This window comes from Natronococcus sp. A-GB1 (genome assembly GCF_029688845.1).
Taxonomy (GTDB): Archaea; Halobacteriota; Halobacteria; order Halobacteriales; family Natrialbaceae; genus Natronococcus.
On sequence record NZ_JARUKW010000014.1, the window covers coordinates 97,297 to 109,497 of the forward strand.

The 12,201-nt window shown below is 65.8% G+C and carries 10 protein-coding genes; 4 read left to right on the top strand and 6 right to left on the bottom strand.

Annotated elements, in window-relative coordinates:
* Positions 1–107: 107 nt before the first annotated feature.
* On the top strand, positions 108–803 hold the full coding sequence (locus QA600_RS16300; protein WP_278293000.1) for a helix-turn-helix domain-containing protein: 696 nt from the start codon (positions 108–110) through the stop codon (positions 801–803).
* Between the two features lie 28 nt (positions 804–831).
* Here QA600_RS16300 and QA600_RS16305 read toward each other — a convergent pair whose 3' ends face one another.
* Both QA600_RS16305 and QA600_RS16310 read right to left on the bottom strand, forming a co-directional pair.
* Positions 832–1,011 carry a DUF5786 family protein gene (locus tag QA600_RS16305; RefSeq protein WP_278293001.1) on the bottom strand — a complete coding sequence of 60 codons (180 nt, stop codon included), beginning with the start codon at positions 1,009–1,011 and terminating at the stop codon, positions 832–834.
* Positions 1,012–1,090: 79 nt separating this feature from the next.
* Positions 1,091–3,157, bottom strand: a complete 2,067-nt coding sequence (locus tag QA600_RS16310; RefSeq protein ID WP_278293002.1) for a cation:proton antiporter — start codon at positions 3,155–3,157, stop codon at positions 1,091–1,093.
* Positions 3,158–3,845: 688 nt separating this feature from the next.
* Here QA600_RS16310 and glmS point away from each other — a divergent pair.
* A complete protein-coding gene (glmS, locus tag QA600_RS16315; RefSeq protein ID WP_278293032.1) occupies positions 3,846–5,660 on the top strand; it encodes a glutamine--fructose-6-phosphate transaminase (isomerizing) in 1,815 nt (604 codons plus the stop codon).
* A 33-nt stretch (positions 5,661–5,693) separates the two neighbouring features.
* Here glmS and glmU read toward each other — a convergent pair whose 3' ends face one another.
* Positions 5,694–6,875, bottom strand: a complete 1,182-nt coding sequence (gene glmU / locus QA600_RS16320; protein ID WP_278293003.1) for a bifunctional sugar-1-phosphate nucleotidylyltransferase/acetyltransferase — start codon at positions 6,873–6,875, stop codon at positions 5,694–5,696.
* A gap of 378 nt (positions 6,876–7,253) precedes the next feature.
* Here glmU and QA600_RS16325 point away from each other — a divergent pair, with 378 nt between their 5' ends.
* On the top strand, positions 7,254–7,463 hold the full coding sequence (locus tag QA600_RS16325; protein ID WP_278293004.1) for a hypothetical protein: 210 nt from the start codon (positions 7,254–7,256) through the stop codon (positions 7,461–7,463).
* A 38-nt stretch (positions 7,464–7,501) separates the two neighbouring features.
* On the opposite strand, the gene glmM is transcribed toward QA600_RS16325, so the two are convergent.
* Positions 7,502–8,842 carry a phosphoglucosamine mutase gene (gene glmM / locus QA600_RS16330; protein WP_278293005.1) on the bottom strand — a complete coding sequence of 447 codons (1,341 nt, stop codon included), beginning with the start codon at positions 8,840–8,842 and terminating at the stop codon, positions 7,502–7,504.
* Between the two features lie 283 nt (positions 8,843–9,125).
* Here glmM and QA600_RS16335 point away from each other — a divergent pair, with 283 nt between their 5' ends.
* The gene (locus tag QA600_RS16335; RefSeq protein ID WP_278293006.1) at positions 9,126–9,368 is read left to right on the top strand and encodes a MarR family transcriptional regulator; all 243 of its coding nucleotides are present in this window, start codon (positions 9,126–9,128) and stop codon (positions 9,366–9,368) included.
* A gap of 36 nt (positions 9,369–9,404) precedes the next feature.
* Here the strand turns inward: QA600_RS16335 and QA600_RS16340 are convergent, their stop codons facing one another.
* Together QA600_RS16340 and QA600_RS16345 are read right to left on the bottom strand one after the other, a co-directional pair.
* Positions 9,405–10,415 (bottom strand): GNAT family N-acetyltransferase, encoded by a 1,011-nt coding sequence (locus QA600_RS16340; protein ID WP_278293007.1) that lies wholly within the window; start codon positions 10,413–10,415, stop codon positions 9,405–9,407.
* On the bottom strand, positions 10,412–12,037 hold the full coding sequence (locus QA600_RS16345; protein WP_278293008.1) for an alkaline phosphatase family protein: 1,626 nt from the start codon (positions 12,035–12,037) through the stop codon (positions 10,412–10,414). The genes QA600_RS16340 and QA600_RS16345 overlap by 4 nt, the downstream gene beginning before the upstream one ends.
* Positions 12,038–12,201: the final 164 nt, after the last annotated feature.

Consider the following 12,201-nt stretch of genomic DNA (forward strand, 5'->3'; position numbering starts at 1 on the left):
AGCTAGCCCCCACGGCCATCCGTTCGCGCTCGAATCAGCCATTCGATGACTACGGACCCGGTAACGAGATCTTATCGCTGCCGTCTCCCCGGACGGCGGATGAACCGATGAGCCTCGACCTCGCTGCGGATCCCGACGGCGTTGCCGTTCGAACGCAGGCCAACGGCGGCGTGCTGGCTCAGCTCACCCTCTCGCACCCGGAGCTGGTGTTGCGACCGACGCTGCGACGCGCACCCGAGATCTCCCTCGAGCCCGAGTACTGGACCGACGCGGGCGGCGACCGAACCCTCCTGTTCGTCACCGCGTTGGGCACCGAGTTCGGGGCGTTCGAGACCGCCCTCGGGACCGATCCGACCGTTACCGATCCCGTCCTCGTGGATCGCGCTCCCGAGCGCCGGAGCTACCGACTCGAGCTTACCGAGCGAGCGATCACCCTCGTCGAGGCGACCGCCGCCGTCGGCGGACGGCTCCGCGGCTGCTCGAGCTGTCGGGAGGGATGGCAGTTCCGGCTGCGCTTTCCCGACCGGAACGCCCTCGTCGCGTTCAACGACCGGTGTCGGGAGCGGGACGTCTCGGTGACTGTCGACCACCTCCGACCGGCCAACGCCGACGGCGGTGGGCCGGTTTCGCTCACGGAGAAACAGCGGGAACTGCTGACCGTGGCGTACGAGGAAGGGTACTTCGACGTCCCCCGACGGATCTCCCAGGACGAGCTCGCCGATCGCCTCGACGTCTCGAAGTCGGCGATCTCCCAGCGGCTCCGGCGAGCGATCGCGCAGCTCTGTGGGTCGGCGTTCGCCTGAAAACGGGGTTTCGAAGCCGATCGGGTCGTTACTCGTCGTCTTCGTCCTTCATCGACCCGAGCTGGGAGACCAGCTGATCGGTCGAGACATCGGACTCGAACTCGAGCTGTCCGTCGTGGTCGTGTTCGTGGATACTGACGGCCTCGACGTCTTCCTCGTCGTCCCGTGGTTGTTGCTGTTCGGACTCGTCGTAGCTACCAAAGCCCATGACGGAACCGAGGGACGGCTGCGGAAAAGACGTGGTGGTTCGATGCCACCGTGGATCGGGATCCCACGCCGATGGCGCGCTACTTCAGCCGGAGGTACTGTCGGTCGTACTCCGGTTCGCCCTGGCGCGGGTGGACCATGATGAACGACTCCGGTGGCATATCAGCGAGGCGGGCCGGCAGATCTCCGAGCTCGTTGTGCCAGCCGACGTCTCCCCGGCGCGGTGAGATCGCGACGATGAGGTCGTCGTCCTCGGTTCGCTCCTCGAGCGTCGGCAGTAGCTTCCCCCAGTCGTCGATCGAGTCGAACTCGGCGCTGACGTCCTCCTCGACGAGGCCGAACAGCTGCTCGAACTGATGCGATGGCCCCTCGACGACGATGACGTTCAGCTCGGCCCCGAGGTTCGCTGCGATCCGCTTGACCAAGTGGACGGCCTCGTAGAACCCCTCGTGGTGGTCGGCACCGATCGGGACGACGACGAAGATCCGTCGGGTCGTGTTGATCGGATGCCCGAGCCGCGAGATGAGCACCGGAAGCTTCGTCCGCTCGAGCACCTGATCGATGATGCTCCCGAAGATCCGGTGGCTGAAGCTCTGGGTTGCGTCCCATCCCATAATAATCTGGTTAGCCTGTACCTCGATGGCGCCCTGAACGATCCCTGAGGCGACGTTGTGGTTGACCCGCGCTTCCGTCTCGATCGGGACTTCCGCGGCGCTGCCCTCGGCCGCGAGTTCGCTGAGTTCGGCCTGGACCGAGCTGATCTGATCCTCCGGCGACTGGCTCGTATCGGGCTGGACGACGGTCAGCACGTGAACCGGGTTGCTTCCGCCCTCACCCTTGACTACGAACGAGAGCTCTAGCAGCCGCCGCTGGAGTTCGGCGTTGTGCGACAGCGGGAGCAGGATGTTCGGGTCCCGTCCGTCGTCGGAGTCGTCCTCGACCTCACGGTCGAGGGCGAGCCGGTTGGCGGCACGTTCGGTCATCCACGGGCTGAGGAGTGCAGTAATCAGCAACAGGAGGACGACCGCGTTGAGGATCGCCTCGCTGAAGAGCCCGGCGTCGAACCCGACGAGCGTGATCGCCAGCGCGGCGGCGGCCTGTCCCGTCGAGAGGCCGAAGATGACGTCGCGCTCGTGTTTCGTGTAGTCCTGGATCTCGGCGACGGACCAGGCGGCTGCGCCCTTCGTCACGACCATGATCGTCGTGATGAGCGCGGCTATCTGGAGGGTCTCGGGACCGGCGAAGATGACCCCGAGGTCGACGAGCATCCCGACGTGGAGCAGGAAGAACGGAATGAAGAACGCATTTCCGACGAACTCGATGCGATTCATCAGCGTCCCACCCTGCGGAATGAGCTGGTTCAGCGCTAGCCCGGCAACGAACGCGCCGAGAATCGGATCCAGGTCGAGGATCTCCGCGAGGCTGGCGGCCGCGAAGATCCCGACCATCACGAACAGGAACTCGAAGTAGCTCTCCTCGCTGAAGTTCTGGAAGAACCACCGGGACGCCGGTGGAACGAGGAACCAGACGCCGGCAAAGAGGAGTCCGAGCGAGAGCGCGATATCGCCGAACAGCAACACCGAGAGCCCGTCTTGGACCGCGCCGGTGACGATCGCGAGCACGACCAGCGCGAGGGTGTCAGTAAAGAGGATACCGCCGAAGACGGCCGAGACGGCGCGGTTTTTTGTGACACCGAATCGGTTGACGATGGGGTAGGCGAGCAGGGTATGCGAGGCAAACACCGCCGAGAGCAACAGCGCCGCCCAGATGTCGAGTCCGAGGAAGGCCGTCGTGGCGAGGGTTCCGACGGTAAACGGCACGAAGAAACTCAGCAGACCGAACAGGGCGGCGTTCTCGGGCGCCTCCTTGAACCCTCGGAGATCGACCTCGAGTCCCACAGTGAACAGCAGATAGATTAGTCCGACCTCGCCGAGCAACTCGATCGCGTCCGAGTGTTCGACGATACCAGTCGCACCGGGGCCGATGATCGCCCCGAAGACGACGATGCCGACGATGCCGGGCTGGCCGAGTTTCTTGACGAACAGCGGCCCGACGAGAAAGATCAACATCGCGAGGGCGAAGATCAGCACCGGCTGGTCGAGCGGTAACCCGAACCCGTCGACGACGAAGAGCACGGTCCAGTTCATCGTGGCTGGGCTGTACTCGAGGGGGCGTATAGTAGTCCTATCATCGGGTGGAACGCGTTTCGTCGCGGCGTGGTTCGAGAGGAGACAATCGTGGGCTGGTGATGGTGTGGCCGGATAATAAAACGCGTGATTCCGGATTTTGGTGCCCAGTAGCCGGTGAGATCGGTGAGAACCATCGAACCGAACACCAATTCCGAGCTATTGACCACATTCGGTCGGTTATCGACCGCCGACGTCTTCGTAGCCGACTCCTTCTCGAGACCCGAACCTCGGATCCACCCTCCCGACATGGTCGTCGGGACGTGTACGATCTCACTACTACCCGAAACGAGTCCCCGGCCGATCGGTCGGTCGGAACGCCGAGCGTCGAAACGGTCGCTCAGCGGCTTCGATTCGGCTCGAGTCAGCCGGTTCCGCTACGGGAGATCGTCCATCGCTCGTCGGAGTTGTGGGTCGAGTATCCGTTTGCTACGGGCGCCGGTAGCCCGTCTATAGTAATGGGTTCCGGAGCTCTTAGGCTGCCTCATGTTCACGTACCGGTTGTTCTCCCGAACAGCTTCTCAGGTCGATCAGTCTCAAACGGCATGGACGCGTCGCCCTCGGCTGAGGCATGCGCGCAACGACCGAACTCGCGGCGCGGCGGGATCGCTCTCGGACGGCGTCGGCGACGGGGGACGGTGACCTGTCGATGTGTGGAATCATCGGCCGCGTCGGGGACGGCAACGCGCTGGAGACGCTACTGACGGGCCTCGAGAATCTCGAGTATCGCGGCTACGATTCGGCAGGGGTCGCCGTCCAGAACGGCTCTGGAATCGCCGTCGAGAAGCGATCCGGGAAGGTCGAGGCGCTGATCGACTCGGTCGCAGACGATCCACTCGAGGGGCGGGTCGGAATCGGTCACACCCGATGGAGCACCCACGGACCACCGACCGACGAGAACGCCCACCCTCACACCGACGCAACCGAGGACGTCGCGGTCGTGCACAACGGGATCATCGAGAACTACGCCGAGCTCCGCGCGGAGTTGCGCGCGGTCGGCTACGAGTTCACGAGCGACACTGACACCGAGGTCGTCCCCCACCTCATCCAGTACTACCTCGACGGCGGGGCCGACAACGAGACCGCCTTCCGGAGGGCGATCGGCGACCTCGAGGGAAGTTACGCGATCACGGCGATGTTCTCGGGCGATCACGTCCTCTACGCGGCCCGTCAGGGGTCGCCGCTGGTCGTCGGGGTCGAGGACGGCGAGTACTTCCTCGCCAGCGACGTCCCCGCCTTCCTCGAGTACACCGATAGCGTCGTCTACCTGCGGGACGGCGACGTCGTCATCGTCGACGGCGACGGCGTCGAGTTCACCGACCTCGAGGGCAACCCCGTCGAGCGGGAGCCCGAGAGGGTCGAGTGGGATCCCGAAGAGGCCGGGAAGGGCGAGTACGATCACTTCATGCTCAAGGAGATCGACGAGCAGCCGACCTCGCTGGCCCAGGCGATCGAGGGGCGGATCGACCCCGAGAACGGACGGATCGCGCTGGCCGACTTCGGCCCGGGGACGTTTACCGACGTCTCAAGCGTCCAGCTCGTCGCCTGTGGAACGTCCTACCACGCCGCACTGTACGGCTCGCTCGCGCTCAACCAGGCTGGGATCAGGGCCACCGCCCTGCTGGCCAACGAGTACAGCGCCGCTGCACCCCCCATCGACGACGAGACGCTCGTGATCGCAGTCACCCAGAGCGGGGAGACCGCCGACACCCTGAACGCCCTGCGACAGGCTAGCGCCAGCGGCGCCGAGACCGTTACTGTCACGAACGTCGTCGGCTCGACCGCCGCCAGAGAGGCCGACGAAACGCTCTTCATCCGCGCGGGGCCCGAGATCGGCGTCGCCGCGACCAAGACGTTCTCCTCGCAGGCCGTGATGCTCACGCTGCTCGCCCAGCGAATCGCCGCCGACCGCCGGGGCGAGCCGCCGGCCGACCTCGAGTCGCTGCTCCCGGCGCTCGCCAGGATGCCCGCGGAGATCGAACGCGTGCTCGAGACGTCCGACGCCGCGGCGGTCGCGAGCCGCTACCGCGGCAGCCGGTCGTACTTCTTCATCGGTCGCGGACTGGGCTACCCGGTCGCGCTCGAGGGAGCGCTGAAATTCAAGGAGATTACCTACGAGCACGCCGAGGGGTTCGCCTCCGGGGAACTCAAACACGGGCCGCTGGCGCTCGTCACCCCGGATACGCCGGTGTTCGCTGTCTTCACCGGCCAGGAGGACGCGAAGACGCTGAACAACGCCGAGGAGGCCCAGACCCGCGGGGCGCCGCTGGTCGCCGTCTGCCCCGACGGCCACCCCGCCCTCGAGACGGCCGACGCTCACCTCGAGATCCCCGACACCGAGCCGGCGCTGTCGGGGCTGCTCGCGAACGTCCAGCTGCAGCTCGTCTCCTACTACGCGGCCGACCTGCTGGATCGACCGATCGACAAGCCCAGAAACCTCGCGAAAAGCGTCACCGTCGAGTAGAACCGCCGAGCCTTGCGCTCGCGGGTCGCTCCGTTATCGATCTCGTTCGACGACCTCGCCGGGCGTCGTCGTCGCCCCCGTGTCGAGTTTGAGCCCCGGCGTCAGGCTCGTGTTGATGCCCGTCTTCGCGTCGTCACCGACGACCACGCCGAACTTCCGTCGGTTCGTCGACACCCGATCGCCCTTCACGGTAAACTTCACACTCCCGCCGTCGTGACGGAGGTTCGCGACGGTCGTTCCCGCCCCGAAGTTGACGTCGCGCCCGAGGACGCTGTCGCCGACGTACGAGAGGTGGCCGACCGTCGCTCCGGACGAAAGGACGCTGTTTTTCACCTCGACGGCGTTGCCGACCTTCGCTCCCTCGTCGATCAGCGTCGCGCCGCGAACGTAGGCGTTCGGCCCGACCGTCGCTCCCGATCGGATCAGGGCCGGCCCCTCGATCACGACGCCGGGTTTGACCGTCGCACCCTCCTCGACGACGACCGCACCCTCGAGGTGGGCGTCCTCGCTGACCTCGCCCGCAACGTCGCCCTCGAGCTCGCCGAGCTTCCACTCGTTGGCCTCGAGCAGCTCCCAGGGGCGGCCGACGTCCATCCAGCGCTCGAGGGTAACTGGCGAGACGGCAAACTGGTCGATGACCTGCGCGACGACGTCAGTGATCTCGTGTTCGCCCCGCTCGCTCGCGGGGACGTCGAGCCACTCGATGGCCTCCTGGGGAAACGCGTAGGCGCCCGCGTTCGCGAGGTTCGTCGGCGGATCGTCCGGCTTCTCGACGATGTCGGTGACGGTGCCGTCCGTCGTGCTGAGCACGCCGTAGTTACGCGGGTCCTCGACCTCGATCGCACAGATCGCCGGACACTCGTCGAACAGTTCGTCGATCGCGTCCTGATCGTAGAGGTTGTCGCCGTTCAGCACGGCGAAAGGGCCCTCGAGGTGGTCGCTGGCGGCGTTGACGGCGTGGGCCGTTCCGGCCTGTTCCTCCTGGATCGCATACGAGATCGGCACGCCGCGGTACTCCTCGCCGAAGTACTCCCTGACGGTTTCGGCCTCGTAGCCGATGACGAGGATCACTTCGTCGGCGCCCGCGTCGACGGCGGCGTCGACGGTGTGGGCGGCGAGCGGTCGGTCGGCGACGGGCAACATCGGTTTCGGCACCGACGAGGAGAGCGGTCGGATCCGCGTCCCTTGTCCTGCGGCAAGCACGACAGCTTTCATTACGATCGCATAGTTCGATTTCGGGGATTAATATACGGCCGATAATCGCTCGCCGGTTCGGCCGGCCGATTCGACCCGTCGAACGGGACCGCTGGCCGAGGTGAACGGCCCTTCTTCCAATACACTCCGAGAGCGCCCCGAAACCTCGAGCGTCGGTCCCGTCCGTTCGATCGAGAACGGTTTTATCCCTCGTTAATCGGCCCATTACTGTTCAGAAATATGTAATTTCTGCAGGTTCAACCCGCGACGCCGTCGATATCGAGAGAGGGGTTGGCATCCACTCTCGAGGGACCGTTCGGAACGGAAAGATCGGACTAAATTTCATCGCGATCGTTATGCTGCCTATATTAAATACCGCTCTGTGATTAGCCGCTGGTGATGTCGACGGAACCAACCGACGCGAAGTGGACGCCGATCTCGTCCGGGCAGCAAACGACCTCGCCACGGTGTGTCAACTGCGACAACCAGGTGACCCGGCAGTTCGCCCGCGTGTTCGGTGACAACCGGGACGTCGTCCACGCCTGTCCCGACTGTGCGACCTACCGGGAGATGAAAACCTCCGACTTCATCCCGGAGGAGCGACGATAACGATCGTTTGCCACTGCAGTCCCCGCTGATGCTTCTCGCTACTGTTCGTCGAGAACGTTCGCCGCCTCGGTCGCTCGTTCGACGATTCCCGTCGCGATCGCGAAGACCGAGTCCGCGTCGGCTTCCGCGCGCGCTTCCGCGGTCACCCTGACGACCGGCTCGGTTCCGCTCGCCCGGATCAGGAACCAGCCGTCGTCGGTCTCGACCCGGACGCCGTCGAGGGCGTCGACGTCGTCGTACTCCTCCTCGACCGTCGTCTCGACCGCCTCCATTACGGCCTCCTTCGCCTCGACCTCGATCGACGTCCGTCGGATCGGGTACTGGTCGATGTCGGCGGCGAGCTTCGAGAGCGGTCCCTCCCGCGAGACCAGTTCGGCGAGCTTGCAGGCCGCGAGCGGGGCATCCGGGCAGCGGGTCTCGGTCGGCCAGATCCAGGCGCCGCTGGGTTCGCCGCCGAAGACGACGTCGTCCTCGGTGGTTCGCTCGGCGACGTAGACATCCCCGACCTGGGTTCGGGTCAGGGAGGCCCCGACCGCCGCCAGCGCGTCGTCGACCGCAAGGCTCGTATCGACGGGGGCTGCGACGCGGTCGCCCTCGCCGGCCGCGTTCCGGGCGAACAGCGCGAGCAGGGCGTCCTTCGGCACGAACTCGCCGGTCTCGTCGACGGCCATCATTCGATCGGCGTCGCCGTCGTGGGCGATCCCGAGTTCGGCGTCGGTCTCGGCCATGACAGTCATCAGCGTGCCCAGTGTCTCCCGATTCGGTTCGCTCGGCCGTCCCGGGAACGAACCGTCGGGCTGGCCGTTTAGCGTCCGGACCCGGCAGCCCAGGTTCGCGAGAACCGTCGCCGTGACGGCGCCGGCTCCGTTGCCGACGTCGACGACGACGTCGAGCGGCTCGGCGAGAGCCACCGCGGCCTCGAGCTGACTCGCGTGGTGCTCGCGGACCCCCTCGCGTCGCTCCCGTCGTCCCTGGCCGTCCCAGTCGGCTAGCTCGTAGTCGTCTTCACGAACTCGGCGGGAGATCGATTCGCGCTTCTCGGGACCGAACGCCTTCCCGGAGGGGGTCCAGAGCTTGATCCCGTTGTCGGTCTTCGGGTTGTGCGAGGCCGTGACGACGATCCCCGCGTCGGCCTCGAGATGGTCGATCGCCCGGGCGACCGTCGGCGTCGCCTCGACGCCGACCTCGAGGACGTCGGCGCCACACTCCTGAAGTCCCGCGGCGATCGCGTCGACGAGCGTGCGGCCGCTGTCGCGAACGTCGCGGCCGACGACGACACGGTCGTAGCCGTCGGAGGCGACCGCACGACCGACCGAAAGTGCAAGTGCGGCCGTTACGTCCGTCCCGACGGTTCCACGGATACCACTGGTCCCGAACATACGAATCGTGACGGCGGCCCCGGCGTTAATATGTATCGACTTCCGGGTCCCGACCCGCCGCTGTCGGTTTTCGACGGGGGCGTTCGCGGTTACGTCTCCCTTCGAACGAATCGGTAGCCACCCCCTATCGAATTGAACCGTCGATATCGTATATACGTCCCCGCGGTGGCCGTCCGGACGGCATGCTCACACACGTTCGAGAGCGGAATCGTCCCGTTCGTACCGCGACGCCGACCGCCTTGGGAGTCGAGCGAGCCGGCGAGCCCGGCCGCCGCGACCGCCGATGAGTGCGACCGAGCACGACGCCGGCTCGTCCTCCGTCTCCGAGCTCCCGCCGAGTTCGAAGCTCGTCTACAAAGTCCTCGAGTACGAGGGCGCGATGACCCAGGAGGAGATCGCACTCGAGTCGCGGCTCTGTCCCCGAACGGTCAGGTACGCGCTGGGAACGCTCATGGACCACGACGTCGTCGACAGTCGGGTTAGCCTCGCTGACGCCAGACAGTCGAAGTACTGGATCGAGGAGTAGTTCGTTTCGCGTTCGAAACAGTCGGTTTCGGACCGCCTACCGCAGTTTTCTGTAGCGATCGATCAGCAGATCGAGGCCGAACGAGCCCGCCGTAATCGTGTAGTTGGTCTCGAGCCGGGGGTTAAACTTCGCCTTGTAGCGGTTGATACTCGGCACACCGGCCCCAACGAGGTCGTAACGTTCGAGCCCTGCGTGGAGCCCGTCGCGCATGACGTGCCAGTCGAGTAGGTCGTTGATCGGTAGATCGAGTTCGGTGTCGGGCTTCACGCCGCCTTGCCATCGGTACCGGGTCGTCCGAGATTCGACGACCAGGATCCCGCCGACGAACTCGCCGTCGACCCGACAGACGTAGGGGCGGATCGCTCCCTCAGGGAGTTCGCGGTGGACGGCACGGGCGAACTCGGGATTGAGCTGGAACGATCGGCCCTGGCTCTCGTAGCGGGCGGCGACCTGGTCGACGATCCGCTCGACGTCGTCGTTGTCGCCCTCCTCGACGACGTAGGCGTCGGGGTCAGCGTTTCGAACGTTGTTCCGGGCGTCACTGCTGAAGCGATCGAGCAGGTCGTCCTCGCTGCCCTCGAGGTCGACGACGTAGGTGTATCCCGGCTTGACGTCGTACTCGTTCCAGACGAACGGTCTGACGTCCTCGAACTCCGCGACGACGAACTTGGAGTACTGCGGGGAGAGTTCGCGATCGATCCACTCGAAACAGCCCTCGAGAAAGCGCTGGACGCGTCTGTCTGCCTTGCGTTGTTTGAGCTTGTCGACGTTCAACACCGAGGGGCCGAGATAACACGACCACGCCTGCGGAGCCGGCGAGAACGCGCCCGTGATCGGACCCCTGGTGTACTCGAAGACCGGAAAGATCCCGACGGCCTCCTGGCCCTTGAAGCCGGCGAGCAGGTGCGGTGTCGAGTCGGTGTCTTCGGCCTGCAGGCGGATCGCCTCCGCCCGACTGAACGGGTTCGTTCCGTCGGAGCGCTCGACGTATCGGTTCCACTCCTCGGCGTCTGCCTCCGGATCGAGGGTAGTGACCTCGACACTCATAGGTATCCGAGATCCGAGAGCCTGTCTTCAACGGCACCGTCGTCGGTGACGGCGAGTGTCGCCGGCTCGTAGGCGGGGTAGTCGGTAACGCCACTCTCGTCGACGATCGACAGCGCGGTGCCGTCCATGTCAGTGTCGATCGGCACGTCGAACAGCGAACAGATTGTCGGCGCGATGTCGAAGATCGTCGCACCCTCGAGATCGACCGACTCGTCGAACGCCGACCCGACCGCGGCGACGACGCCAGTCCGCTTGTGGTTCCACGACTCGCGGGGTCGGGCGAATTCGGCGCTGTCGAGGTCGGCGACGATCGTGTTGTCGAACCCGCTTGGAACCGTGACCACGTCCGGTCCGTGGTCGAGGTACGGGCCGCTGAAGTACCGTTCCCGCGGTTCGACGGCCTCGAACATCGGCTCCCCGCTGGGGGTTCGCATCGTCGACAGTCGTTCGACGAGCGCCGAGCGGATCGACTCGTACTCCGAGGGGGGAACCGTCCCGTTCGGTTCGCGTCCCTCGAGGTTGATCCGGATCCCGAGTTCGCTCTTCGAACGGACGTAGGCCCGCGACTCGGGGAAGTCGACCTGGGCGCTCGCCGCCCGGATCACGTCGTTGGGCACGCGCCTGCCGATCGGCTCCTTCAGCCCGACCAGATCGAGGGCGTCGGCGACGCGCTGGGTCGTGATCCCGACCGTCGCCGCGACGTTCATCGCCCGCTCGAGCGGGCCGGCCTCGTGGTCGTCGGCGTCGTTCCCGGCAAGCAGATCGTTCTCCCAAGCCCGCGACCAGTCAGGCATCCCCTCGCCGCCCTTCTGCGCGGCGAGCAGGCCCTCGTTTCTGAGGAACTCGTTGACGCGGAACTCGTGGCCCGTCACCCGACCCATCCCGTGATCACTGACGATCAGGACGTTCTCCGGGTCGTGGCGTTCGATCGTCGTCTCGATCTGGCGGTCGACCTCGCGGTAGACGGCCTCGACCGCTCGTTTTTCCCCGCCGCGCTCGTGGAAGACCGAATCGGTCTGCTGGAACTGCAGGAAGCCGAAGTCGGGTTCGAAGCGCCGACAGAGGTAGCGAAACGCCTTCCCCCGAAGCTCCGTCACCCGTTCGTAGGCCTCGATCGACTCCGCGGGCTCGGCGCCGTTCTGGGGGTAGATCCGGTACTCCCCGCAGGCTTTCTTAACCTCCTCGAGGATCCCCTCGGGGTGACAGTCGGGCTCCTCCGGCGCGGTCATCCCCGGGATCAGCGCCCCGTCGAACTCCCGTGCGGGGTGGGTTACGGGGAGGTTGACCACGACGCTCGAGAGCCCGTGCTCGCTCAGCAGCTCCCAGACGGGGCGTTCGCGAACGTGCGTCGAGTTGACGACGGTCCAGTCGTAGCCGTCGAAGGAGAGGAAGTCGAAGACGCCGTGCTTGCCGGGGTTCTTCCCGGTGTACAGCGACGGCCAGGCGCTGGCCGTCCACGGCGGGATCTGGGACTCGAGGGGGCCGCTGGTCCCCGTCTCGAACAGCCGCCGTAACGTCGGCGTCTCCCCCGCCTCGAACAGCGGCTCGAGGATCGGCCGACAGCCGGCGTCGAGCCCGATGACGAGTAGTCGAAGACCGTCTCCGTCGTTCGAACCATCCATAGGCGTCTGCTGTGCCCGTCCGGGCTTTGTTATGCAACCACTGGGCGGACTGTAGGCGGTCGCTGTAAGCGGCCACCGAAGCACGCTCGAACGGCGTCTCGTGGCTATAGGACACGGCTGTAGCAGTGTGGTCTCAAACGCCGGCGTATCGTCGATGCGGGTAT

Coding starts and splice junctions, on each gene's coding strand:
- QA600_RS16310 (WP_278293002.1), bottom strand. CDS start 3,157: ATGAACTGGACCGTGCTCTTCGTCGTCGACGGGTTCGGGTTACCGCTC.
- QA600_RS16305 (WP_278293001.1), bottom strand. CDS start 1,011: ATGGGCTTTGGTAGCTACGACGAGTCCGAACAGCAACAACCACGGGAC.
- QA600_RS16345 (WP_278293008.1), bottom strand. CDS start 12,037: ATGGATGGTTCGAACGACGGAGACGGTCTTCGACTACTCGTCATCGGG.
- QA600_RS16300 (WP_278293000.1), top strand. CDS start 108: ATGAGCCTCGACCTCGCTGCGGATCCCGACGGCGTTGCCGTTCGAACG.
- QA600_RS16340 (WP_278293007.1), bottom strand. CDS start 10,415: ATGAGTGTCGAGGTCACTACCCTCGATCCGGAGGCAGACGCCGAGGAG.
- QA600_RS16325 (WP_278293004.1), top strand. CDS start 7,254: ATGTCGACGGAACCAACCGACGCGAAGTGGACGCCGATCTCGTCCGGG.
- QA600_RS16335 (WP_278293006.1), top strand. CDS start 9,126: ATGAGTGCGACCGAGCACGACGCCGGCTCGTCCTCCGTCTCCGAGCTC.
- glmS (WP_278293032.1), top strand. CDS start 3,846: ATGTGTGGAATCATCGGCCGCGTCGGGGACGGCAACGCGCTGGAGACG.
- glmU (WP_278293003.1), bottom strand. CDS start 6,875: ATGAAAGCTGTCGTGCTTGCCGCAGGACAAGGGACGCGGATCCGACCG.
- glmM (WP_278293005.1), bottom strand. CDS start 8,842: ATGTTCGGGACCAGTGGTATCCGTGGAACCGTCGGGACGGACGTAACG.